A 23,855-nucleotide genomic window follows, 5' to 3' on the forward strand; every position below is an offset into this window, starting at 1 on the left:
GTCTTGCCGTGGTCAACGTGACCGATCGTGCCGATGTTCACGTGCGGCTTCGTGCGTTCGAACTTTTCCTTGGCCATGGCCAAACTCCTGTGGCCCGGGTCCGGAACGGAGGGGCGCTGTGCTCAGTTCAAAAAACCTGGAGCGGGTAGACGGGATCGAACCGACATCCTCAGCTTGGAAGGCTGCTGCACTACCATTGTGCTATACCCGCACGAAGAATGCGGTTGCACCGCTCTTCGTATGAAGAGCGACGTTTCCGCACCCGATACCTTCATTGGACTCCGTCCCAGGGCATTGAAGGCGCGTGGTGGGGGAAGCAGGACTCGAACCTGCGAAGCTTACGCAGCGGATTTACAGTCCGCCCCCTTTGCCGCTCGGGACATTCCCCCAGCGCGCCTTATGTCAATGCCGGTCTGGAAACGCCGGAAACAATCTTTCGATCATTTCGCGACGAAAGCCTTCGCTGTCGGGCGACGCCTGCAGTAGAGGAAGCGCCTGAACCGAAAGCCCTGGGGCCCAAATCGGAGGCCGTCTTATAGTGTCGTCATTTCGAGAACGCAACGACCGGAAAACCGGTAAAAAACAATCTTTCCAAAAGAGAGGGGAAGGCCGTCTGGATCGGCCTCAAACGCCCGCCACGCAAGGACGCGGCGGGAACGATAACGAACGCAAAACCGCCCGCTCGCGCCCGGACGCCGATAATTTTCTTTGGGGACGTCATCCGGTTTTGGCCGCTTTGGCGAATCCCGCGCGGCGCGGAAGCGGCCGTTTGATGGTCACGGAAGACCGCGCCGAAGAGATCCAGCGTGAGAATCTGGCGAACGGCCACCGAATCGAAGTGGTCGATTCTGTCGCCCTGGGCCGGATGCTGCCCGCCGGCGCCGTGCACCAGGGCATGGCCTTCAAGGTCCAGCCGCTAGAGGGCGTCGCCCTGGAAGACCTGGCCGAGCCGGCCGAGGGGGTCATCGTCATGCTGGATCAGCTGACCGACCCCCAGAACGTCGGCGCCATCTTCCGTTCGGCCCTGGCCTTCGGCGCGCGCGGCATCGTGGTGCAGGATCGCCACTCCCCCGCCCTCGCCGGCGCCCTGGCCAAGGCCTCGGCCGGCGCGACCGAACGCCTGCCCTGCGCCCGCGTGACGAATCTCAGCCGCGCGCTGGAGAAGCTGGCCGACCACGGCTGGCGCGCCATCGGCATGGACGGCGAATCGGAGCTGACGCTGGAACAGGCGCTGGACGCCCGCCCGACCGTCATCGTCATGGGCTCGGAAGGCGACGGCGTGCGCCGCCTGGTGGCCGAGCACTGCGAGGCCATGGCGCGCATCCCCATGCCCGGCGGTTTCGAGAGCCTGAACGTCTCCAACGCCGCCGCCATCGCCCTGTATGAGGCCGCCCGCGCCCAAGGCCGCGCCAGTTAGGAGCCGAGCCCCCGCGTCAACTCGTCCCTGCGGCGTCTTGGCGCGGGTCCGGCTGGGCTTTAAGAGTCCGGCATGGACTTCCTCTCAAATCCCGAACTGATCAGTCAGGCCTCCGCCCTCGGCAAGGTGCTGATGATCGATCTCGTTCTGGCCGGCGACAACGCCGTCGCCGTGGGCCTCGCCGCCGCCGCCCTGCCCCAGGAACAGCGCCGCAAGGCCATCCTGATCGGCCTGGCCGCCGCCGTCGTCATGCGCATCGGCCTGGCGCTCATCACCGTCCAGCTTCTGGCCATCGTCGGCCTGTTGCTGGCGGGCGGCTTCCTGCTTCTGTGGGTGTGCTGGAAGATGTGGCGCGAACTGCGCGAGCAGGCCACCCACGACCAGGCCGAGGCCGAGGCCGAAATCGAGCGCGCCATGGCCATCGAACACGGCGGCGGTCCCTCGCCCGAGGAATTGGGCCTGAAGCGCAAGACCTTCGGCGCCGCCCTGATCCAGATCATGATCGCCGACCTGACCATGAGCCTGGACAACGTCCTGGCCGTCGCCGGCGCCAGCCACGACCACCCGTGGATCATGGTCTTCGGACTGATCCTGTCGATCGCCCTGATGGGCCTGGCCGCCAGCTTCATCGCCAAGCTGCTGAACCGCTATCGCTGGATCGCCTACGTCGGCCTGGCCATCGTCCTCTACGTCGCCCTGCACATGATCTGGGACGGCGGGCGTTCGGTGATCGTGCGCACCGGCCATGCGGATCAGTTCAACGCCTCCGCCCCCGCCTTCCTCGACATCGGCGCCGAGGAACAGGCCAAGCACATGAAACACAGCGGAAAGGGCGCGGATTCGCACACGCCCCACGGCCTGCCCGGCGGCCGCGAACGACGCGATCCGCCGCCGCAGACGGTCGAGCCTGCTCAACCTGCCTCCTGAAATACGAAAGGCCCGGAGCGATCCGGGCCTTTCTCATGTTCAGGCCATCGCCTCAGCGACCACGCAACCAACCCGTAATCGAAATCCGGTCGCCGCCGGCGGACAGCGCCACCTGCGTCACCGAATGCGGCGTCGGCACCCGCAACAAGTTCAGCGTGTTGAAACGCGGCGTGAAGGCCTCGGCCACATTGCCGTCCTCGCCATGGAAGGCCAGCAGCCCGCCCCAGTCGATCCGCCAACCAGGCGTCAGGTTCAGCACATAGGCGAAGTAGCGGTTCTTCCCTTCTGCATGATCGTCATGCTCAGTCAGGAAGTGCCCCGCACGGTAACGCGTCACCTGCATGTCGGCCATGGCGATGCGCTCTTCTCCCGTCAGCTCTCGCATCAGCCCCAGAAAGTCATCGCCATTCAGGAAGGCCGCCAGGGCGCGCCAAGGCGCCTCGGCAAGACCGTCTTGCACCAGGTCGAACACCGGATAGTTGTCGTACAGATACTGGAAATCCGCCGCCGCCGACTTCTGGATCGCCTCTCCCAGTCCACGCTTCTGATCCGGCTGAAGAGACGCCAGCCACGCAGATGGCAGGTCGACATGGCCGGTCCCCCTCCGCGTCACGACGTTGTAATCCGCCGCGCGCGCCAGATCATACAGCGCCATGGCCGAGGGTTCGGTCAGTATGCCCTCGACCTGGGCGCGTCCCGTTCGTCGCAACCGCTCGCGAATGACGGCGCGCCGATCCGGCGTCACCGCATTCAAAGCAGGGGAAACGGACCCGGCGTTCATCCCTCGGCGCCGCCGAAGCGTTCGGTCCATTCAGTCACCTGAGCGTCCTCGATCTTGGCGAACAGCACCTGGGCGGCGGCGACCGTCTGACCGGCGGGGACCAGGTTCAGCAGGTCGCCCTCGACATCAGGCCACGAAAGATCAGTAGCGCCCACAGTCGCCGCGATGCGGCTCGCCGCCTCAGGCATGAAGGGCGCAGTCACGCGGGCGAACAGGGCGACCAGCGACAGGCCGGTGCGCACCACCACGGCGGCGCGTTCGCGATCCGTCTTCAGCGCCGTCCAGGGGGCGGCTTCCTGAAGATATTCGTTGCCCAGCACCCACAGGGCGCGCGCCGCCTGGGCCGCCTTGCGGAACTCCATAGCCTCGAACTCATAGGTCAGGCTGGCCAGGGCCGCCTTGACGTCAGCCGCCAGCTTGTCTTCCAGCGCGCCCGGTTCGCCGCCCTCGGGCGCGACGCCGTCGAACTTGGATTCCGTGAACTTGACGATGCGGTTGACGAAGTTGCCCAGCACGTCGGCCAGATCCTTGTTCGTCGTCGACTGGAACTGCTCCCAGGTGAAGGCCGCGTCGGAATGCTCCGGACCATAGGCCGTCAGGTGCCAGCGCCAGTAGTCGGCGGGCAGCAGCTCCAGCGCCTGGTCCATGAAGACGCCCCGGCCCATGCTGGTCGAGAACTTGCCGCCGTACCAGTTCAGCCAGTTGAAGGCCTTCAGCTGATCCACCGTCTTCCACGGCTCGCCCGAGCCCAGGATGGTCGCCGGGAAGCTGACGGTGTGGAAGGCGACGTTGTCCTTGCCCATGAACTGCACGTAGCGCACGTCCTCCGCGCCCTCGTCCAGACGCCACCAGGAGCGCCAGTTCCCGCCGGTCTTGTCGGCCCATTCCTCGGTCGCCGCGATGTATTCGATGGGCGCGTCGAACCAGACGTAGAAGACCTTGCCCTCCATGCCCGGGCGCGGTCCGCCGTCGGGGCCGACGACCGGCACGCCCCATTTCAGGTCGCGGGTGATGCCGCGATCGATCAGGCCCTCGTCCAGATGCTTGTAAGCGATGGAGCGGGCCAGCGGCTGCCACTGGGGCGAGCGGGCGTCGACCCAGGCGCGCACGTCATCGGCCACCTTGGTCTGCAGCAGATACAGGTGGCGCGTGTCGCGGACCTCCAGATTGCGGCTGCCCGACACCGCCGAATAGGGATTGATCAGATCGGTCGGGTCCAGCAGGCGGCCGCAGTTGTCGCACTGGTCGCCGCGCGCCTTCTCATATCCGCAGTGGGGGCACGTTCCCTCGACATAGCGGTCGGGCAGGAAGCGCGCGTCGTCGATCGAATAGATCATCCGGTCGACGCGCTCCTCGATCAGGCCGCGCTCTTCCAGCACCTTGGCGAAGTGCTGGGTCAGGCGGGTGTTCGGGGCGTTGGAGCTGCGACCGAAGATGTCGAATGACAGGCTGAAGGCGTCGGCGGCCTTCTTCTGAACCTCGTGCTGTTCGTCGCAATAGGTGCGGACGTCCTGACCGGCGGCGGCGGCGGCCAGCTCGGCCGGGGTGCCGTGCTCGTCGGTGGCGCACACATAGAGGACGTCATGCCCCCGGCTTCGCATGAAGCGCGCCCACACATCGGCGGGCAGCATCGACCCGGCCAGATTCCCCAGGTGCTTGATGCCGTTGATGTAGGGCAGCGCCGAGGTGATGAGGATGCGGGACATGATCTTCCAACGTCTGGACAGGGAGGCGTCGGATATAGAGGGCGCAAACCCGAACGTCACCTTTTATGGGCCAAGTGTCTTATAGGGCAGACGTCCTAGGAGACAGGCGTCGCCCTTGTCGCCGGCAGCCGCCGCGCGATCCGCACGAACCGCCCGGTCAGCAGCGCGCCCGAGATCAGGCTGGAGACGATCACCGACCAGACCAGGCCGTCCACGCCCATGCGATGCGCCAGGAACCAGCCCAGCGGGATCATGATGAAACCATAGGACAGCAGGTGCATCAGCGTCGGCCACACCACATCGCCCGCTGCGCGGTTCGCCTGGGCGGCGACCACCTGCTGGGCGTCGGCGACGAAGAACAGAGTCGCCAGCGCCAAGGCCGGGGCCGCGATGGCCAGGATCGCCGGGTCGGTCGTATAGGCGCCGACCACTAGCGGTGCGGTCAGCCACAGGCCGATGGCGATGATGAAGGCCAGCACCGTCACCACGCCGACGCCCGCCAGGCCGCCCCGCATGACGCCCGCTCGATCGCCGCCGCCGTAGCTGCGGCCGACCAACACCGCCGTCGCCGACGACAGGCCCATGGGCACCATGAAGACGATGGCGGAGACGTTGATGACCACGGCCCAGCTGGCGGTCTCGGCCGCGCCCAGTTGGCCGGCGAACAGAGTCATGGCCGCGAAGGCCCCGACCTCGATGAAGTTGGACGCGCCGCCGCCGAGACCGACCTTGATCTGCTGGCTTTCAACCGCCTTGTCGCGCTTGGGCTTGTTGAACACGCCCCAGGCGCGCGCTTCGGGCAGGCGCAGAATGAAGATGACCAGGAAGATCGCCAGCGCCGCCCGCGCGCCGAACGTCGCCCAGGCCGAGGCCACGGCGCCGTCCAGGCCGATGCCCAGGATGTCCGGCACCAGCAGCAGGTTCAGCGCCAGGTTGACCGCATTGGCCACCCACATGGCCACCATGCCCGCCTTGGGCCGATGCAGTCCTTCAAGGAAAAACAGGGCGCAGATCGAAATCAGATAGGCCGGCATCGACAGGGCGAAGACCATCAGGGCAGGCGTCGCGCCCTCGCCCAGGCCGTCCTCCAGCCCCATGTGCACCAGGCCGAACGGCCCCAGCAGCAGCAGGCCGATCATGGCGACAAAGCCGATCTGCAGGGCGTAGGTCATGCCGCGACGCAGGACCGCGCCGACCTCATCGCCGCGCCCCTCGCCCAGCAGACGGGCGGTCATGACCTGCACCCCCATCATCAGGCCGACCGCCGTGGTCAGCACGACCGAGGACGGCGCCCAGGCCAGGGAGTGATAGGCCAGCTCGCGGCTGGCGTAGTGGCCGACGACGATGGCGTCGGTCAGACCCATGGTCATGATGCCCAGACGCGCCAGCACGACCGGCCAGGCCAGCTTCAACAGCTCGGTCAGGGTGGCGCGATTATGGAAGCTGAACAGGGACTGGACCATCGGAGGCCGCAACAGCCACGCGCGCAGGCGCGGGTCAAACGATTTTACGTGCGTTTCAGGCGCCTACCAGGCGCCCAGCTCGCGCAACTCTCGCGCCAGGTCAGGCGGCAGGTCCGTCGGCTCGGCCACGGTCAGGTCCGGCGGCACGTCCTTCTCGAAATAGCGCCAGCCCTGAAACGGCCTCCGGGCCAGGGGCGCAGTGCGGATGACCTGGCTGTCCAGCTTGATCTCGCAGCGGCTGGCCTTGCCCTCGCCGATGGTCGTGATCTCGAGGATGCGCTGGCGGCAGGTCACGGAGCCTTTCATGACCCAGTACAGCGAACCGCCGTCCTCGATCTCGGCCGCGCGCTTGGGCGTCATGCGGGTGTGGACGATGCGCCAATCGGACCGGGCCGCGTTCGCTTCCAGCGTCTCGACCTCGGTCACGCCGACGCAGAGCTTGATCATGTGCAGGGGCATGAGGCCCAACTAGTCATCCGACGCCGCGAAGGCCAGCCCGGCTCAGGGCTCGCGATCCAGTTGGGTGAAGATTTCCTGCCCCTTGGCGATCAGTTCCTGTCCGCACCGCTGGCTGTGCGAACGCACCTGCTGAACCGGGGTGGAGTCCGTATATTCCAGCATCCGCCCGATCCAGTTCCGCGCCGGATCACGGCCTTCCAGACGGCCCAGATAATACATCATGCCGCCCGTATACTGCTGCTTGAGCGCATCCGAGGCGGCCGGATCGTCGATCGCCACCGCCAGCAGGCCCATGCACTGCAAATCCGCCGCCGAGGCCGCCGGCATATCGCTCAGATCGGCGCCCAGAAGCGCCGTCGCCATCATCGCCGCAACGATCATTCGCCTGCCCCCTCGGCCTTCACAACGGCCAGCACCGCGCCGTCCGTGACCTGATCGCCAACGGCGACGTTGAACTCGGCCACCACGCCGTCGAAGGGCGCGGTCAGGGCGTGCTCCATCTTCATGGCCTCCAGCACCACGACCGGCTGGCCCTTGGCCACCTTGTCCCCGGCCTTGGCGGGCGCGGCGACGATCTTGCCCGGCATGGGGGCGCGCAAGCCGCCGTCGGAGGCGGAACCGCCCGCCGGTCCGCTGGACTTGCGGCGGTGGAACTCGACCACGTCGCCGCCGTCGAACACCAGAACCCGCTCAGCGTCAGGCGACAAGGTGCTGACCACCTCGCCGTCGACCACAACCACGCCCGGTTCGCCATAGATCTGGGCCGAGCCGAAATCGCCGCTCACGGTGAAGCTGGATGAACGGCCATACCAGCCCGGCTCGCCGGTCAGGGTCAGGGCGTGAGCCGCGCCGTCATGGTGGACCGCCGTATGCGCCTGCGGCGCCGCGTTCAGCCGGAAACCGAACAAGCCCGCGCGGACAGGCGCCAGCACATTATCCGGCGCGTCGAAGGCGGCGGCGTCCGCCTCCAGCCCGATCTGTCCCGCCGCAGCGGCTATGGCGCGGGCGGAAACCTGAGCCGGGGCGATCAGCGCCGCCTCCTCCGCCGCGATGAAGCCGGTGTCCACGTCGCCTTCGACAAAGCGCGGGTGATCCAGACAGCGCGCCATGAAGCCCGCATTGGTCTTCACCGGCCAGACTTCTACGTCGCGGCAGGCGTCGGCCAGACGGGCGGCGGCGGCCTCGCGGGTGTCTTCGTGGACGATCAGCTTGGCGATCATCGGATCGTAGAACTGGCTGACCTCGCCGCCCTGCATTACGCCGGTGTCAACGCGGATGTCGTCGGGCATGACGAAGTGATCCAGCCGCCCGATCGACGGCAGGAAACCGTTCGCCGGGTCTTCAGCGTAGAGGCGGGCCTCCATGGCCCAGCCCTTCATCGGGATATCTTCCTGCGCCAGCGGGATCGGCTGACCCGCCGCGACGCGCAGTTGCCATTCGACCAGATCGACGCCGGTGATGCTCTCGGTCACCGGGTGTTCGACCTGAAGCCGGGTGTTCATCTCCATGAACCAGATGCGGTCGGCCTTCAGCCCGTCGGAGGCGTCGGCGATGAATTCGATGGTCCCCGCGCCCTGATAGTCCACGGCCTTGGCGGCGCGCACGGCGGCGGCGGTGACGGCGTCGCGCGTGGCCTGATCCATGCCGGGCGCCGGGGCTTCCTCGATCACCTTCTGGTGGCGGCGTTGCAACGAGCAGTCGCGCTCATGCAGGTGGACGACATTGCCGTGGCTGTCGCCGAAAACCTGCACCTCGATGTGGCGCGGCCGGGTGATGTAGCTTTCGATCAGCACGCGCGGATCGCCGAAGGACGACTGACCCTCGCGCTGGGCCGACGCCAGATTTTCAGCGAAGTCCTCGGCGCGATCGACCTTGCGCATCCCCTTGCCGCCGCCGCCCGCGACCGCCTTGATCAGAACGGGGAAGCCGATGCGGTTCGCCTCGGCCGTCAGGGTCTCCAGCGACTGGTCCTCGCCCTGATAGCCGGGGGTGACGGGCACGCCCGCCTCGATCATCAGCTTCTTGGCCGCGTCCTTCAGGCCCATGGCCCGGATCGAGGACGGCTGAGGGCCGATCCAGACGATGCCCGCCGCCGCCACGGCCTCGGCGAAGTCGGCGTTCTCGGACAGGAAGCCATAGCCGGGGTGGATGGCCTCCGCCCCCGTCGCCTTGGCCGCCGCCAGCACCTTGGCCGCATCCAGATAGGAGTCGCGCGCCGCCGCCGGACCGATCAGCACCGCCTCGTCCGCCTCACGAACGTGCAGCGCCTGGGCGTCAGCCTCGGAATAGACGGCGATGGTGCGCAGGCCCATGCGACGGGCGGTGCGGAAGACGCGGCAGGCGATCTCGCCGCGATTGGCGACCAGGACGGACTTGAACATCAGACTACCTTATTGCGCCCAGTTCGGCGCGCGCTTGTCGAGGAAGGCGCGGACGCCTTCCTGGCCCTCGGCCGAGACGCGGGCGCGGGCGATGCGCTTGGCGGTCTCTTCCAGCAGGCGGTTGTCGATCTCTTCGCCCGCCACGTCGTTCACCAGGCGCTTGGCGTCGCCCATGGCGCCCGGCGCATTGGCCGACAGGCTGTCGGTCAGCATGGAGATGAACTCATCGACCGAACCTTCGGGCAGGACCATGTCGATCAGTCCCGCATGGGCGGCGTAGTCGGCGTCGAAGATGTTGGCCGTCAGGAACAGCTGGCGCGCGCGGCGCGCGCCGACCGCCTCGATGACGTAGGGGGCGATGGTCGCCGGGATCAGGCCCAGCTTGACCTCCGAGAAGGCGAAGCGCGTCCCCTCGACGGCCACGGCCATGTCGCAGGCGGCGACGATGCCCGCCCCGCCGCCCATGGCCGCACCCTCGACCAGAGCCACCGTCAGGGCCGGCACGTCGTGCAGGGCCTTGAGCATCTTGGCCAGCCCCATGGCGTCGTCGCGGTTGTCGCTCTCGGACCAGTCGGCCGCCGAGCGCATCCAGTTCAGGTCTGCGCCCGCGCTGAACGTCCCGCCCGCGCCGCGGATGAAGACCACGCGCACCTTGTCGGCGCCGTGCAGGGTCTCGAACGCCTCATACAGGGCCGCGATGGTCGCCGCGTCGAAAGCGTTCTTCTTCTCGGGACGGTTGATGGTGACGAAGACCACCCCGTCGGCGGTGGCGTCGATCTGCACCAGGTCGTCGTTCGCGTCCGGCGCCGCATCGGCGACGAAGGGGTGGGCGATGGCGTTCATCTCCGCCGCCTCGGCGTCGGTGATGTCCAGAGCGTTCAGCTCTTCTTCTGTCGGCTTTTGGTCAGTCATGATGGGCTCCTTGGCCGATAGAACGCTTCAAACGTCATCCCTCTCCCCCTCACAGGGGAAGAAGGCGATTAAACAGGATCGCAGCGGTTGGCGCGAACGGTCTTGCCGTCCTGCTCGACACGCAGCGAGACGCCCGCCACCGGCGACAGGCGCAGGGTCTGGACAAGGGTCTGATCGCCGTCGGACGACTGGTTCTCCAGAACCACCCGGATGGCGTCGCCTTCGCCTTGCAAGGTCTCCAGGGCCACCAGCTTGGAGGTGTCCTCATAGCCCTTGATCTCATTGGCCGTGATGACGAAGCGCGTGCCGCTCTCGTCCTTGGCGCAGCCGTCGTCGCTATAGTCCCAGTTGCCGCGATAGCCGATCGGGAAGACCGCTTCGGATGGCTCGCCCGCCCGCGCGGCCGCCTCTTCAGCCGCCGAGACCGGTGCGGTCTGCGGCGTCGCCGCAGCCTCAGGCGCGGCTTCAACCGTGGCCGGGGCCTTGGAATCAGCCTGCGATCCGCAGGCCGCGAGCAGCGTGGTCAGCGCGATCAGTGCTGCCGTCTTCTTCATGTCACTGTCCTTGTCGTCCAGATTTCGATCCCGCATCGAGATCGCCGACGCGACACTCTCAGCCGCGCGATCCGGCTTCAAGCAGTTTTTTGAGCATTGTGTAATTTATAGCCTTACATCCGGAATACGCCGAAGGTCGTCTCGGGGATCGGGGCGTTCAGGCTGGCGCTGATGGCCAGACCCAGCACGTCGCGGGTCTGGACCGGGTCAATGACCCCGTCGTCCCACAGGCGAGCCGTGGCGTAATAGGGGTTGCCCTCGTCCTCGTATTTCTGGCGGATCGGCGCCTTGAAGGCTTCGGCTTCTTCCGGCGTCCACGCATCCGCGTCGCGGTGGACGGTGGCCAGGACGCTGGCCGCCTGCTCGCCGCCCATGACGCTGATGCGGCTGTTGGGCCAGGTGAAGAGGAAGCGCGGGCTGTAGGCCCGGCCGCACATGCCGTAGTTGCCGGCGCCGAAGCTGCCGCCGATCAGGACGGTGAACTTGGGCACCTCAGCCGAGGCGACGGCCGTGACCAGCTTGGCGCCGTGCTTGGCGATGCCCTCGGCCTCATATTTTCCGCCGACCATGAAGCCCGAGATGTTCTGCAGGAACAGCAGCGGAATCTTGCGCTTGCAGGCCAGTTCGATGAAGTGCGCGCCCTTCTGGGCGCTTTCCGAGAACAGCACGCCGTTGTTGGCCAGAATGGCCACCGGCTGCCCCCAGATGCGAGCGAAGCCGCACACCAGCGACGTGCCGTACAGCGCCTTGAACTCGTCCATCTCCGAGCCGTCGACGATGCGGGCGATGACCTCGCGCACGTCATAGGGGGCGCGGACATCCTCAGGGATGATGCCGTACAGTTCGGCCGGGTCATAAGCAGGCGCGCGCGGCTCGCGCACGTCCAGCGGCTGGGGCTTGATGGTGTTCAGATTGGCGACGATGGAGCGCACGATCTCCAGCGCGTGCTCGTCGTTCTCGGCCACATGGTCGACCACGCCGGACTTGCGGCCGTGCGTCTCGGCGCCGCCCAGTTCCTCGGCCGAGATAACTTCGCCCGTCGCGGCCTTCACCAGCGGCGGACCGGCCAGGAAGATGGTGCCCTGATTGCGCACGATCACCGTCTCGTCCGACATGGCCGGCACATAGGCGCCGCCCGCCGTGCACGATCCCATGACACAGGCGATCTGCGGGATCGAACGCGCGCTCATCCGCGCCTGATTGAAGAAGATGCGGCCGAAATGGTCGCGGTCCGGGAAGACCTCGGCCTGGTGCGGCAGGTTGGCCCCGCCGGAATCGACCAGATAGACGCACGGCAGGTTGTTCTGCTCGGCGATCTCCTGCGCCCGCAGATGCTTCTTCACCGTCATCGGGAAGTAGGCGCCGCCCTTCACCGTCGGATCGTTGGCGACGATCATCACCTCACGGCCCGACACCCGGCCGACGCCGCAGATCATGCCCGCGCCCGGCGCCTCGTCCCGGTACATGCCGTTGGCCGCCAGTTGGCCGACCTCCAGGAAGGGCGAGCCCGGGTCCAGCAGCCGCTCGACCCGGTCGCGCGGCAACAGCTTGCCGCGCGCCACATGGCGGTCGCGGCTGGCGTCAGAGCCGCCGCGCGCGGCCTTGGCGACCTTTTCATAAAGCTCGTCCCGCAGGGCGCGATTGTGCGCATCCAGCGTTTTGAAAGCAGGACTGTTGCGATCGACGGCGGAAATCAGCTTGGGCATGCCCAAGGTTTAGGAGGCTTCCGCGCCGGGGGGAAGCCGGTTCGGTTCCCCCGCGACGAAATCGGCTATATCTGCCTGTCATGGCCCCGCTTCGACCGGACACGCTCGCCGTCGCCCTGTCCCGCGCCTTCGAGGACGCGCAGGACAGCCGCGCCAGCTGGTTCGCCCTGACGCGGGGCGAGCGGCTGTTCTCGGCCGGCGACCGGGCCGACACCCTCTATCTGCTGCGCGCCGGGCGCCTGGGCGTCTTCCGTCACGACGACGGACGGGTTCCGCAGATGACCGCCGTCATCAAGCCGGGCGAGCCGGTCGGCGAACTGGCCATGCTGGCCGGCACCTCGCACATGTCGGACGTCGTCGCCCTGCGCGACAGCGACGTGTTGGCCCTGCCGCGCGAAGCCTTCTTCGACGCCGCGCGCAACGATCCCATGCTGATGTCCGAGCTGGGCCAGATCATGCTGAGCCGCGCCCGCGAGCGCGGCGGCGGGACCGAGCCGAACGTCTTCGGCTTCGTCTCCGCGCGCGGCAAGCCGATCCGAGCCTTCGTTGAGCGCGTGGCCCGCGCGGTCGAGGCTCAGGGCTGCACCTGCCACGTCATCGACAGCTCGGCCCTGGCGTCGGCGGCCGAATGGTTCTCGCGCGTCGAGGACGCCCACGACTACGTCCTCTACGTCGCCGAAGCGGACGAGCCGAACTGGGCCGCCCTGTGCGCGCGCCAGGTCGACCGCCTGTTCCTGGTCGGGGCCGCCGACCGGCCGCCGCCCCCTGCCCCGCCTGTCGCCGACGACTGGGACGACGCGGGCCAGCGCACCGACCTGATCCTCCTGCGCGATCCGCGGATGCCGCGCCCCAGCAACACCCGCGCCTGGCTGGACGTGCTGAAGCCGGGCCGCTGGTTCCATGCGGTCGAGGGCCTGTTCGACGACACGGCGCGGATCGCCCGCCTGATTACCGGCTCGGCCGTAGGCGTGGTGCTGTCGGGCGGCGGCGCGCGCGCCTATGCCCACATCGGCGCGCTGAAGGCCCTGCGCGAAGCGGGCACGCCCATCGACTTCATCGGCGGCGCTTCCATGGGGGCGGTCATCGGCGCGGGCCCGGCCCTCGGCTGGTCGGACGAAGAGCTTGAGCACCACATCCGCCAGGCCTTCGTCCTGTCCGACCCTCTGGCCGACATCGCCCCGCCCATCATCGCCATGACCCATGCCCGCAAGGTCAAGGCGATGATGAAGGAGGCCTTCGGCGACGTGCAGATGGAGGACATGCTGCTGCCCTTCTTCGCCGTCTCGACCAATCTGACCTCGGGCAAGCTGGAGGTTCATCGTGAAGGGATGCTGCGCCACGCCCTACGCGCCTCCATCTCCATTCCCGGCGTCATGCCGCCCGTGGTGATGAACGGCCAGGTGCTGGTCGACGGCGCCGTGCTGCGAAACTTCCCCAGCGATGTGATGCGGCGGCTGAACAGCGGGCCCGTCGTCGGCGTCGACGTGTCCATGACGCGCGGCGTCGATCCCGAGACGCTGGAGAATCCGCCGTCCTGGTGGCGCTGGATCCTGTCGGGCGCGTGGAAGCACGGGCCGCCGATCGTCTCCATCCTGATGCGCTCGGCCACCCTGTCCAGCGAGGCCGAGCGGATGCAGGCCCGCGCCGAGACGGACCTGTTGATCCTGCCCACGCCCGACGGCGTCGATATCCGCGACTGGAAAGCCTATGAGCCGGGCGTCGCGGCGGGCTACGAGGCCGCGCATGCAGCCCTGGACAGCCTCAACGGGCCGATCGAGACCCTGCACCGCCGCCGTCGGACCGGCGCGCCAGAAGAAACAGTCGAGGAAATGGCAGAAGAGTCCTTCCCTCAGGACGCCGCGGAAACGCCTCGCCCAACACCTGAGCCAGGCGCGCCAGGAAGGCGTCGTGGTTGGCTGGGTCTTCGCAAAGCGCGGTCAGATAAGGCCTGAGGGCCGTGCCCTTCATCCACTCCAGCACCGCGTTCTCGCCGTCCAGCACATGTAGATAGGTCGTCGACCAGATATCGACCTCCTCGCACAGATCCGCCACCGCGTCGTAATAATCCTCGACCGCCAGCAGCGGCTGGATGGTGTCCACGCCCTTCAGGCGCGCGCTCCACGGGCCGTCCGCCGCCGTCTGGCGCATTCGGGTGTGATGGCGCGTCTCCCAGGCCATGGGCATCTGCACCGCCAGCACACCGCCCGGCGCCAGCGACTCGGTCAAGCGTCGAAACAGCGCCGCATGGTCCGGCGCCCACTGCAGGGAGGCGTTGGCCAGGATCAGGTCCACCGGCGCGGCGGGCCTCCAGGCGCCGAGATCGCCCTGCACCCAGTCCACATCGTCCGGCAGGCTCCGCGCCTGCTCCAGCATGGCGGCGCTGGAATCCAGCCCATGCACCTGCGCCTCCGGCCAGCGCCGCTTCAGCAAGGCCGCGTGCTGGCCCGTGCCGCAGCCGATGTCCCAAACCTCATGCGGATCCAGATCGCCCGGAAGCTGAGACAGCAGATCGATCGCCGCGCGATCACGCTGGCGCTCGAAGCGGTTGTACTGTTGGGGATCCCACGCCGGCGACGTCATCGTCATACTTCTCCCTCGATCTTCGCAAGAAGCGATTCGAGGGAGAATGGTACAGCCTCTCAGGATTGAACTGAGGACCTCCGGCTCCACAAACCGGCGCTCTAACCAGCTGAGCTAAGGCTGCACATCTCTGCGCGAGGGCGGTTCTCTAGCGGGCCTCGCCGTCGGGGGCAAGCGGCCATTTCGTCCTCGCGCAGGATTTTATGTTTTATCCCCGTCAGTTCCAACCGCGGCTGGCGATATACTGCTGAAGTTGCATCAGACGGGTCTGGTCCGACGGGTGGGTCGAGGCGAACTCCGGCGTCCCCGACTGCCGCCCTTCAGCCATGGCGCGCCACAGGGCCAACGATTCCGACGGCCTGTAGCCGGCCGCCGCCATGTAATCGACGCCCAGTCGATCCGCTTCCAGCTCATGGCTGCGCGAGAACGGCAACAGCACGCCCAACTGCGCGCCCATGCCGCCAAAGGCCTGAACCGCCTGGCTGTAATCCCCGGCCTGGCTTTGCACCGCGCCCAGGATCAGGCCCGTCGTCTGGGTGGTCGAGGCGCGCTCGGCGGCGTGGCGGGCGATGACGTGGCCGACCTCATGGCCGATCACGGCGGCCAGTTGGTCGTCGTTCTTGGCGATGGCCAGCAGTCCCGTCGTCACCCCCATATGGCCCGACGGCAGGACGAAGGCGTTCGGCGTGGCGTCGTCGAACACTGCATATTCCCAATGGCGATTGGTCAGATTGGCCGCCTGGACGATGCGGTCGCCCACCCGGCGCACCCGTGCGTTCTGGGCCGTATTGTTCGACACCTTCTGCGTCCGCAGCGTCTCGGCCCAGGCCGCCTGCGACTGCTGGACCAGCACGCCGTCGTCGATGAAGACCAGCTGATTGCGGCCCAGGGCCTCATTATAGGCGCAGGCGCCGACCCCGGCGCCCAGAACGCCGGTGGTGATCGCCAGGGCGAGCATAAGGGGCTTACGAGACATCAGTCCTCCGGAACAGTCAGGGGCCATAATGCACAGGCAAGCCGCCCGGCTCCATGCCTGACGCCGCAAAGTGCGTTTCCATCGCTCGTTTCGTTGAGCCGCGACCTTGAGGTTTCAGCACATGAAAAAAGCGCCCCGAGGCAAGACCTCGAGGCGCTTCTTTTCGTTTCAATGCGATCGCTCGCTTAGTCCAGGTTGAAAGGCACCCGGACCACGAACTTGGCGTTCGTTGCAGCGCCGTCGACCGTGCGGGGCGAAAGTTGCCCACGCTGGACGATGCGAACGGCCGCAGCGCCGAAGCCCATGCCGGACGGCTCTTCCGAGACGACGCGGCAACCTTCGGGCTTCCCGCTCGGGGTCACCGTGCACTCGACCGTGGCCGAACCGCCCACGCCGCGATCAAGAGCGCGTTGCGGGAAGTCCCGTTCGGTCGGACGCGGCGGGCGAGCCCACTGCGGGTTGGTGATCACCGAAGGACGCGGCGGTGCGGGCGGCGCCGGCGGAGGCGGAGGACCAGGGACGATCACGGGCGGGCCCGTGTATTCGACGCGGTCTTCCTTCTTCGTCGGCTCGATCGGCAAGGTCACCGGAGGCGGAGGCGCCTGGGTGTTGACGACCGGCTCGCGCACCTGAAGCTTCGGCGGCGGAGGCGTATCCGGCGGCGGCGGCGGCGGCGGAGGCGGAGGCGGTGGCGGCGGTGGCGGCGCCATCAACTCCACATCCACAGCCTCGTCCACGTAATCGAACTCCTGGAGTTCGAACTTGCTCTTGTAGAGGTAAAAACCAGCAAGAACGTGAACGACAACCGAAATGCCGATTCCGACCATTGCGCCCGTCGAAAGTTTTTTCTTCTTCGGGGCGTCGAGCAGAGGGTCGCGATGCTCGTGATGTTCAGCAGTCATGCTTTGCGTCACGCCCCCTTACGACTGATCTTCGCCAACCAGGGCGACGCTGTAAAAACCATTGTCCTGCAAGGCGTTCATGACCTGCATGAAGTCCCCGTAGCGCGTTTGCTGGTCAGCACGGATGAAAATCCGCTCCTGGTCAGGGTTACGCGTTCCGATTTGGGTCTTCAGATCATCGCCTAGCGTTGCAACCGAGGTCCGGAAATCGCCCACGAACACTTCGCCGCCATTCTGAATGGAGATGAAGATAGGCTTGGGCGGGTTGGGAGCCGGCGGAGCGACGGCACGTGGAAGTTTCACCTGCACCGACACGGTGGCGAGCGGAGCCGCCACCATGAAGATGATAAGGAGAACGAGCATAATGTCGACGAAAGGCGTGACATTGATATCGCTGTTCGCCTCGACGGTGTACTTGCCGCCGCCGGAACCGGAAAGTTTGGCGGCCATCCGTCTTACGCTCCCTTGTCGAGTTGACGCGAGATCGAGTTCATCAGCTCGGCGTTGAAGCCATCGGCGCGAGCACCGTAGGACGCGATGCGGGTGTTGAAGTAGTTATAGAAGATAACCGCCGGGATGGCCGCGAACAGACCGATGCCGGTAGCCAGCAGGGCTTCAGCGATACCCGGAGCCACGACGGCCAGGTTGGTGGTGTTCGACTCGGCGATGCCGATGAACGAGTTCATGATGCCGTAAACGGTGCCGAACAGACCGATGAACGGACCCGACGAACCGACCGATGCCAGGAACTGCTGGCCGCCCGACAGACGGATGCCCAGACCGCCTTGGACGGCGGCGACGGCGTTGGAGGCGCGAGCGACAGTGGCGTCGCGGTGGGCGCCGATCACGTCGAGGCCAGCTTGACGCGACAGTTCGATTTCGCCCGTAGCGGCCGCCGCCATGTCAGCCAGCGGGTTGCCTTCAAACTCTTCCGAGGTGGCCAGGCGACGAATGTCGGCCAGGTTGCGAGCACCGCGGTACTCTTCCAGGAAGCGGTTGGTCGTCTTGGTCAGCGAGCTGAACTCGACCAGTTTGATGAGCAGCAGCGTCCAGGAGAAGATCGACGCCAGGACCAGGCCTGCCATCACGACCTTAACGACCGGGTGCGCCATCATGAACATGGCGATCGGGGTCAGGCTGCCGCCGTGACCGCCTTCAGCGGGGGCTTCAGCAGCGGCGTCAGCCGCCGGAGCAGCAGCGTCGGCGGCCGGAGCGGCGGCGTCGGCAGCGGCGGGAGCCGAAGCGGCGGCCGGAGCGGCCGGAGCGGCTGCGTCCTGCGCCAGAACCGGCGAGCTCGCCATCAGGACGGCTGCGCCGGCCATAGCGAGGAGGATATTCGTCTTCTTATCGAGCATGTTTCGCCAGTTCCTGCTTTGGTCTGACTCGTGGAACCCAAGACGGCGACCGCGTCAGTCGGCCGCGCCTTTACAGTGAAATCTTTTCCTCCCGCCGGATTTCTCCCCCGCCGGTCGGCGCCGCAATCCTCCAAGCGCCGAAGCGCCTGCGAACCATGACGACAGAGACAATATCTCGCCGTCCACAGCCTGCAAGCAGGAATGCGATCCTGTCCCTTTGGCGAAGCGGTATCTTAGCGTCAAGGGCGGAAAATGGCTTTTCACCCCTTGCCCGACGCGTTACGGCACGCGACGCATAAAAAATGCGCGCAAAAGTCACAAAACAGCAACAAACTTGCCGTGTAAGCCAAGGTTAAGAAAAGTTTAGGCCCGTGACGAATTTTCGGCTTTTTGGTGACCGAAGCGAATATTCGACAATGAAGGGAAAGTGGTGCCTGGAGGCGGGTTCGAACCACCGACACGCGGATTTTCAATCCGCTGCTCTACCAACTGAGCTATCCAGGCGCACGACGTCGTCGCGAGAGGCGGGTCTATAGGCGAGCTCGGACGGGCTGTCCAGACGCCAATTCACTCAATTCCGCGATCTTTTTCATCATCGTGCGCATCTTCCGCCGGAATGGCGTAGCCGCCTGTGAACCAGCGCTGCAGATCGATGTCGGCGCAACGCTTGGAGCAGAAGGGCTTGTAGGCGGCGACAGCTTCGGCGCGACGGCAGATGGGGCATTGGGCCATGCTCAACCCTCCTTGATCTCGAACACGCCCGGCGCGGCGTCCGGGCGGATGTGGGCGCGCGGCCCCAGCTGCGCCACCCAGGGTGACAGGATCGCCGCCGATGTCGAACTACAGTGCAGCGTCAGGCGCGGCGCGGCGCGATCCGTCAGCAAGGCGAGGCGCAGCCGACGCAGGGCGCCGATCTGCGGCGCCCCCGGCGCCGCCAGTCGTTCGTCCGCAGGCGCGCGCCCCCAGGGCAAAGACAGTTGCAGCAGGCCGAACCGGCTGAGCGGCCCGATCGCCGCCCCGTCGTGATCGGCGAACGCCTGACGCGCCATGGATAGAGTGGTCTCTGGGTGCAGTCCGACGCCCGCCAGGTCGATGGCGACCAGACCGCCCCACCCTTTCAGCGCCAGCAACCGCGCCGTCTGTCGCAGGCCTTCGCGATTCACCGCCTCGCGCCCTTTGCGAGAATCTCGTCCGGCGGCGGGCGCGTAATCAATGTCAACCGCGATCAAGGCCCGCGTCCGCTGCACAGCCAGATCCAGGCCCACGCCCGGCACGACCACGCCGCCGGACAGCGCCTCCTCTTCAGCCTCCAGCGCCGCGCGGATCGCCTCGACGCCCGTGGACACAGGCGCGCCCGGCGCCAGCTGCTTCAGGATGGCGGCGACGTCGGGTCCGGCCGCCAGCAGACGCGGCTCTCCGCTCGCCTCTCCCAGGCTGCGCAAGACCGGCCCCTTGCGCTCGCGCGGCTCGGCCGTGATCAGAAGTTCAAGCTTGGCGCCTTCCGCCGGACGATCCGCCTTGCCCAACGGCAGAAAGCCGAACGGCTCGCCGCAGCCCAGGTCGACGAAGGCGCCGTGCAGACCGGGCGCCAGGCGCGCCACACGGCCGACGACGCGGGCCCCCAGGCGATGCTCGGGCCGATCGTCGTCTCTATGTATAATGAGGGTCCAGGCGCGGCCGTCGCGAAAGACCATGCCACGGGTCTCGCCCGGAGCCGCGTCCAGGAAGACCTCGACATCGGCCATCAGGCCGCCTCGCCTCTCCAGCCTGCGCCGCGCAGCAGATTCGCCGCCTCATAAAGCGGCAGGCCCATGACGGCGGGATGGCTGCCGACGATTCGGGTGATGAAGGCGGCGGCCCGGCCCTGAATCCCATAGCCCCCGGCCTTGCCGCGCCATTCGCCCGAAGCGACATAGGCGGCGATCTCGTCCTGCGACAACGGCTTGAAGCTGACGCGGGTGTCGACCACGCGCCAGGACGTGCGCCCGCCGCAGATCACGGCCACGCCGGTGAAGACGCGATGATTGCGCCCCGACAGCAGTTTCAGAAAGCGGATCGCCTCCGCTTCGTCAGCGGGTTTTTCCAGCAGGCGGCGCCCCACGGCCACCACGGTGTCAGCCGCCAGGACCACGTCGTCGGGATGACGCCCAGCCACGACGGCCGCCTTGGAGCAGGCCAGACGTTGCGCCAGACGCGGCGGCGTCTCGGCCTTCTCGGGTGTTTCGTCGATATCGGCGGGATCGACCAGATCGGGCGCAATGCCGATCTGCGCCAGCAATTCGATGCGGCGCGGGCTCGACGAGGCCAGAATCAACCTCGGAGCCAAGGCGTCAGGACGCGACACGCGCGTCCTTACTTGAAGCGGTAGGTTATGCGACCCTTGGTCAGGTCATAGGGCGTCATTTCGACCAGCACCTTGTCGCCGGCCAGCACCCGGATGCGGTTCTTGCGCATCTTGCCCGCGGTGTGGGCGATGATCTCGTGATCGTTTTCCAGCGTCACGCGGAACGTCGCGTTCGGCAGCAGTTCGCTGACCACGCCGGGGAATTCCAGCAGTTCTTCCTTAGCCATGCGGCCTCTCTCGCCCGTGTGAACAGCTACGGGCCCGCGCCGAGCGTGAGCGCGAGCCGTGAAAGTGAGGGCGCCTAATGCACCAAAACGCTCAGATAGTCGAGTTCAGCCCCGACGGTAGAGGGCGCAGACCAGGGTGAAGAGCCGGCGCGCCGTCTCCTGGTCGATCTCCACCTTGCCGTCCAGCCGGGTTTTCAGCAGGGCCGCGCCTTCATTGTGCAGTCCCCGCCGCCCCATATCGACCGACTCGATCTGGCTGGGCGAGGAACCGCGCAGGGCCTCGTAGTAGCTTTCGCAGATCAGGCCGTAGTCACGGATCACCGTCTTCATCGGCGTCAGCGACAGGACATGCGTCCGGCTGAAATCCGGTCCGGCGATATCGAAGGCCAGACGATTATCCTGCGACGAGAGAGCCAGGGTGTAAGGACCGCCTTCAGCGCCGTCCGGGATGAAACTGTTCTGTTCGATCAGGTCGAAGATGGCGACCCGGCGCTGATGCTCGATCTCGGCCGTCGCGGCCGGCAGAGAGGCGTTGTCGATCTCGATCGCGGTCAGCTTGTGCGGCCCGCTCATTCCGCCGCTCCGTCCAGATGGGTCGGCGCCACCCGCGCGGGCCAGCGTTCGGACAGGTCGGTCAGCACCGCATCCAGGCATTCCACGTCGATCCGCAGATCGCCGCCGCCCGCGAACATCATCATCACCTGACCGCCCGGCGCCTCGGTCGGCAGGAAGTCGAGCGCCAACAGCTCCAGCGCCGCCTCGGGCAGGCGCGGCAGACGGCGGCTCCTGACCGCCTGAACGTCGCCGAACTGCATGGCCGCCATGACGCGCGTGCCGCCGCATTCCCAGCAGAAACGCGACAGGACGACGGTCAGGCGCCGCGCCTCCTTCTCCCAACGGATGTCGACCGGACGCATGATGGCGTCCTGAAGCGCGGCAGAGATGATCTGCAGGTCTTCCGCATCCTCGGCCAGCAGGCGAAGGGGCGTCATCGGTGCCAGGCTTTCGCCCGCAGCGCCTTCGTCCGCCACCTCGTCGGTCAGGGTCGAGATCGGTTCGCCGTCAGTGGTCATCGCCCTCCCCCTTGATCCGTCGGACATCGGCGCCGCACGCGCCCAGCTTCTCTTCCATCCGTTCGAAGCCGCGATCCAGATGATAGACGCGGCCGACCGTCGTCTCACCTTCGGCCACAAGACCGGCGATGACCAGAGACATGGAGGCGCGAAGATCCGTCGCCATGACCGGCGCGCCCTTCAATCCCTCCACGCCGCGCACCACGGCCTCGCTCGCATGGACGGTGATGTCGGCGCCCAGGCGCGCCAGCTCCGGCGCGTGCATGAAACGGTTCTCGAAGATGTTCTCGTGGATGACGCTTTCGCCCTCGGCCGTCGTCATCAGGGCCATGAACTGCGCCTGCAGGTCGGTGGCGAAGCCCGGATAGATCTCGGTCGTGACGTTGACGGCCTTCAGCCGCTGCGTCGGGTCGCGGCGCACGATCAGGCCGTCCTGCGTCGGTTCGATCTCGACGCCCGCCTCGACCATCTTGTCGGTCAGGGCGGTGATCAAATCGGCGCGCCCCTTGGTCAGACGCACCTCGCCCCCCGCCATCGCCGCAGCAAGCGCATAAGAGCCCATCTCGATTCGATCGGGAATCACCGACCAGGTCGCACCCGACAGGGACGAGACGCCGGTGATCGTCAGCACGTCCGTATCCAGCCCCTCGATCTTGGCGCCCATGGCGATCAGGCAGCGAGCCAGGTCGCCGATCTCGGGTTCGCGCGCCGCACGCTTCAGCACCGTCGTCCCGTCCGCCAAAACGGCGGCCAGCAAGGCGTGCTCGGTCGCGCCGACCGACACGAACGGGAACTCGATCTCGGCCCCACGCAGGCCCTTGGGCGCGGTGGCGCTGACATAGCCCTCTTCCAGCTCGATCGCCGCACCCATGGCCGTCAGGGCCTGAAGGTGCAGGTCGACCGGCCGCGCGCCGATGGTGCAGCCGCCCGGCAGGGAGACCTTAGCGTTCCCCGTGCGCGCCAGCAGCGGCCCCAGCACGTTGAACGAGGCCCGCATCTGACGCACCAGATCATAGGGGGCGAAGGTCGAGGTCAGCTCCGGCGCATGGAACAGGGTCTCCTGCCCGTCGGCGCCGTCACGCTCGGTCACTTGCACGCCGAACTGACGCAGCAGCTGGCCCAAGAAGCGCGTGTCCGCCAGACGCGGCATGTTCGTCAGCAGCAGGGGCTGATCCGTCAGAATCGACGCCGCCATCAGCTTGATCGCCGAATTCTTGGCCCCGCTGACCGGAATGGAGCCGTTGAGGCGATTGCCGCCGTGAATGACGATGCTGTCCATGGGTGTCGGGGAAGTCCTGGGAGGCCCGGACCCCTACGGCCCGGCGAACCGGTTATCTAGCAAGTCGGACGGCGCCCGCGAAAGGCCGTAACGTCGCAAGACGGATGACTTTCAGTTGCTTTCGCTCGGCGGCCGCGCGCCGCCCGCGCCCGGCGCCTTTCGGCGGCGCAGATTCGTCCGCAGAGCGGCCGCCAGACGCGCCGCGCGCTCGGCCTTGGCCAAGGTTGCGGGGCTGGCGGAAGGGGATGAGTCTACGTCCCGCCCCGTCTCGTCGGCGTCTTTGGTCGGCTTGTCCATAACGGCAGCAGACCGCGTGCAAAGATTTTGATCAAGCATGCATTTTTGGCTTGGCCCAGCCGAAACCTTTGGCTATACGGCCGCTTCCTCAGTGACCCGCCGCCGTAGCTCAGTGGTAGAGCGCATCCTTGGTAAGGCTGAGGTCGGCAGTTCAATCCTGCCCGGCGGCACCATCCCAGCCCTTGCTGATCCCGGATCGGCAAGGGCTGGGGCCAATCTCTCCATTTCAATCAAGCACTTGTTTCACCGCCTGGACATGTCACGTCCGGCGCAGGCGTCTTCACGCCTCGGTCAGGCAGATTGGAATCGTTCCTGGATGCCGGCGATGCCGACAGGCCCGCTCGCCTGACTGGCACCGCCATTCCATCACCCGCCTCAGGACAGGGCGACAGCCTTCATGGACGTCGCAGAATCAGCCAGCCGTTCGGCTGATACCCGCGCCGCCTTCCCGATCAGCAAACGCCCGCCCATGAAGTCGGCGGGGGCGTTGACCGCCTCCACCGCCACGATCCTGTC

At 66.9% G+C, this 23,855-nt stretch carries 25 protein-coding genes, 5 tRNA genes and 1 pseudogene; 4 read left to right on the forward strand and 27 right to left on the reverse strand.

Annotated features, from left to right (window positions below):
- The 3 genes from EGK63_RS16845 to EGK63_RS15910 all read right to left on the reverse strand — a co-directional run.
- On the reverse strand, positions 1-77 hold a 77-nt coding region (locus tag EGK63_RS16845; protein WP_234949943.1), incomplete at its 3' end, for a hypothetical protein.
- 60 nt (positions 78-137) lie between these two features.
- Positions 138-211, reverse strand: a tRNA-Gly gene (locus EGK63_RS15905).
- 94 nt (positions 212-305) lie between these two features.
- A tRNA-Tyr gene (locus EGK63_RS15910) sits at positions 306-389 on the reverse strand.
- Between the two features lie 149 nt (positions 390-538).
- Here EGK63_RS15910 and rlmB point away from each other — a divergent pair.
- Positions 539-1,417: a 23S rRNA (guanosine(2251)-2'-O)-methyltransferase RlmB gene (gene rlmB, locus EGK63_RS15915; protein WP_125902273.1), complete on the forward strand. Its 879-nt coding sequence runs from the start codon at positions 539-541 to the stop codon at positions 1,415-1,417.
- 72 nt (positions 1,418-1,489) lie between these two features.
- The gene (locus EGK63_RS15920) at positions 1,490-2,344 is read left to right on the forward strand and encodes a TerC family protein (RefSeq protein ID WP_125902274.1); all 855 of its coding nucleotides are present in this window, start codon (positions 1,490-1,492) and stop codon (positions 2,342-2,344) included.
- A 52-nt stretch (positions 2,345-2,396) separates the two neighbouring features.
- Here EGK63_RS15920 and EGK63_RS15925 read toward each other — a convergent pair whose 3' ends face one another.
- The 9 genes from EGK63_RS15925 to EGK63_RS15965 form a co-directional block, all read right to left on the reverse strand.
- Entirely contained in the window at positions 2,397-3,125 is a 729-nt protein-coding gene (locus tag EGK63_RS15925; RefSeq protein ID WP_125902275.1) for a 2OG-Fe(II) oxygenase family protein, read from the reverse strand.
- Complete coding sequence (gene metG, locus EGK63_RS15930; protein ID WP_125902276.1) at positions 3,122-4,831, reverse strand: methionine--tRNA ligase; 1,710 nt, start codon at positions 4,829-4,831, stop codon at positions 3,122-3,124. The genes EGK63_RS15925 and metG overlap by 4 nt, the downstream gene beginning before the upstream one ends.
- Before the next feature lie 95 nt (positions 4,832-4,926).
- Positions 4,927-6,294, reverse strand: coding sequence for an MATE family efflux transporter (locus tag EGK63_RS15935; RefSeq protein WP_125902277.1), 1,368 nt, complete (start codon positions 6,292-6,294; stop codon positions 4,927-4,929).
- 63 nt (positions 6,295-6,357) lie between these two features.
- Positions 6,358-6,753, reverse strand: coding sequence for a DUF1489 family protein (locus EGK63_RS15940; protein ID WP_125902278.1), 396 nt, complete (start codon positions 6,751-6,753; stop codon positions 6,358-6,360).
- A gap of 42 nt (positions 6,754-6,795) precedes the next feature.
- Positions 6,796-7,134, reverse strand: a complete 339-nt coding sequence (locus EGK63_RS15945) for a hypothetical protein (RefSeq protein WP_125902279.1) — start codon at positions 7,132-7,134, stop codon at positions 6,796-6,798.
- Positions 7,131-9,134 (reverse strand): biotin carboxylase N-terminal domain-containing protein, encoded by a 2,004-nt coding sequence (locus EGK63_RS15950; protein WP_125902280.1) that lies wholly within the window; start codon positions 9,132-9,134, stop codon positions 7,131-7,133. Before EGK63_RS15950 ends, EGK63_RS15945 begins: the two co-directional genes overlap by 4 nt.
- Before the next feature lie 9 nt (positions 9,135-9,143).
- Complete coding sequence (locus EGK63_RS15955) at positions 9,144-10,046, reverse strand: enoyl-CoA hydratase-related protein (protein WP_046653031.1); 903 nt, start codon at positions 10,044-10,046, stop codon at positions 9,144-9,146.
- Between the two features lie 68 nt (positions 10,047-10,114).
- Positions 10,115-10,600, reverse strand: coding sequence for a hypothetical protein (locus EGK63_RS15960; RefSeq protein ID WP_125902281.1), 486 nt, complete (start codon positions 10,598-10,600; stop codon positions 10,115-10,117).
- 113 nt (positions 10,601-10,713) lie between these two features.
- Positions 10,714-12,306, reverse strand: a complete 1,593-nt coding sequence (locus tag EGK63_RS15965; protein WP_125902282.1) for a carboxyl transferase domain-containing protein — start codon at positions 12,304-12,306, stop codon at positions 10,714-10,716.
- 80 nt (positions 12,307-12,386) lie between these two features.
- Here EGK63_RS15965 and EGK63_RS15970 point away from each other — a divergent pair, with 80 nt between their 5' ends.
- The gene (locus EGK63_RS15970; protein WP_243637732.1) at positions 12,387-14,258 is read left to right on the forward strand and encodes a patatin-like phospholipase family protein; all 1,872 of its coding nucleotides are present in this window, start codon (positions 12,387-12,389) and stop codon (positions 14,256-14,258) included.
- 229 nt (positions 14,259-14,487) lie between these two features.
- Here EGK63_RS15970 and EGK63_RS16850 read toward each other — a convergent pair.
- The 14 genes and pseudogenes from EGK63_RS16850 to murA form a co-directional block, all read right to left on the reverse strand.
- A pseudogene (locus tag EGK63_RS16850) lies at positions 14,488-14,892 on the reverse strand (methyltransferase domain-containing protein); the annotation flags it as partial.
- Positions 14,893-14,933: 41 nt separating this feature from the next.
- A tRNA-His gene (locus tag EGK63_RS15980) sits at positions 14,934-15,010 on the reverse strand.
- Between the two features lie 93 nt (positions 15,011-15,103).
- The gene (locus EGK63_RS15985) at positions 15,104-15,862 is read right to left on the reverse strand and encodes a M48 family metallopeptidase (RefSeq protein ID WP_165906637.1); all 759 of its coding nucleotides are present in this window, start codon (positions 15,860-15,862) and stop codon (positions 15,104-15,106) included.
- 185 nt (positions 15,863-16,047) lie between these two features.
- Complete coding sequence (locus EGK63_RS15990) at positions 16,048-16,764, reverse strand: energy transducer TonB (protein WP_125902283.1); 717 nt, start codon at positions 16,762-16,764, stop codon at positions 16,048-16,050.
- Between the two features lie 18 nt (positions 16,765-16,782).
- Positions 16,783-17,214: a biopolymer transporter ExbD gene (locus tag EGK63_RS15995; protein ID WP_125902284.1), complete on the reverse strand. Its 432-nt coding sequence runs from the start codon at positions 17,212-17,214 to the stop codon at positions 16,783-16,785.
- Between the two features lie 5 nt (positions 17,215-17,219).
- A complete protein-coding gene (locus EGK63_RS16000) occupies positions 17,220-18,119 on the reverse strand; it encodes a MotA/TolQ/ExbB proton channel family protein (protein ID WP_125902285.1) in 900 nt (299 codons plus the stop codon).
- Positions 18,120-18,547: 428 nt separating this feature from the next.
- Positions 18,548-18,623, reverse strand: a tRNA-Phe gene (locus tag EGK63_RS16005).
- 63 nt (positions 18,624-18,686) lie between these two features.
- A complete protein-coding gene (locus tag EGK63_RS16010) occupies positions 18,687-18,851 on the reverse strand; it encodes a DNA gyrase inhibitor YacG (protein ID WP_003164350.1) in 165 nt (54 codons plus the stop codon).
- Between the two features lie 2 nt (positions 18,852-18,853).
- Positions 18,854-19,864, reverse strand: coding sequence for an RNA-binding protein (locus tag EGK63_RS16015; RefSeq protein ID WP_125902286.1), 1,011 nt, complete (start codon positions 19,862-19,864; stop codon positions 18,854-18,856).
- Positions 19,864-20,463 carry a nucleoside triphosphate pyrophosphatase gene (locus EGK63_RS16020; RefSeq protein WP_125902287.1) on the reverse strand — a complete coding sequence of 200 codons (600 nt, stop codon included), beginning with the start codon at positions 20,461-20,463 and terminating at the stop codon, positions 19,864-19,866. Before EGK63_RS16020 ends, EGK63_RS16015 begins: the two co-directional genes overlap by 1 nt.
- Positions 20,464-20,471: 8 nt before the next feature.
- Positions 20,472-20,690, reverse strand: a complete 219-nt coding sequence (gene infA, locus EGK63_RS16025) for a translation initiation factor IF-1 (RefSeq protein WP_003164348.1) — start codon at positions 20,688-20,690, stop codon at positions 20,472-20,474.
- Positions 20,691-20,795: 105 nt separating this feature from the next.
- Positions 20,796-21,263 (reverse strand): UPF0262 family protein, encoded by a 468-nt coding sequence (locus EGK63_RS16030; protein WP_125902288.1) that lies wholly within the window; start codon positions 21,261-21,263, stop codon positions 20,796-20,798.
- Positions 21,260-21,763, reverse strand: coding sequence for a DUF2948 family protein (locus EGK63_RS16035; RefSeq protein WP_125902289.1), 504 nt, complete (start codon positions 21,761-21,763; stop codon positions 21,260-21,262). The genes EGK63_RS16030 and EGK63_RS16035 overlap by 4 nt, the downstream gene beginning before the upstream one ends.
- A complete protein-coding gene (murA, locus tag EGK63_RS16040; RefSeq protein WP_125902290.1) occupies positions 21,753-23,042 on the reverse strand; it encodes a UDP-N-acetylglucosamine 1-carboxyvinyltransferase in 1,290 nt (429 codons plus the stop codon). Before murA ends, EGK63_RS16035 begins: the two co-directional genes overlap by 11 nt.
- Before the next feature lie 395 nt (positions 23,043-23,437).
- On the opposite strand from murA, the gene EGK63_RS16050 reads away from it, so the two are divergent.
- Positions 23,438-23,512: transfer RNA gene (locus EGK63_RS16050), tRNA-Thr, on the forward strand.
- A gap of 202 nt (positions 23,513-23,714) precedes the next feature.
- Here the strand turns inward: EGK63_RS16050 and EGK63_RS16055 are convergent.
- On the reverse strand, positions 23,715-23,846 hold the full coding sequence (locus EGK63_RS16055) for an oxidoreductase C-terminal domain-containing protein (RefSeq protein ID WP_256375802.1): 132 nt from the start codon (positions 23,844-23,846) through the stop codon (positions 23,715-23,717).
- Between the last annotated feature and the right edge of the window lie 9 nt (positions 23,847-23,855).

It is taken from the genome of Brevundimonas sp. 357 (assembly GCF_003938605.1).
Taxonomy (GTDB): Bacteria; Pseudomonadota; Alphaproteobacteria; order Caulobacterales; family Caulobacteraceae; genus Brevundimonas.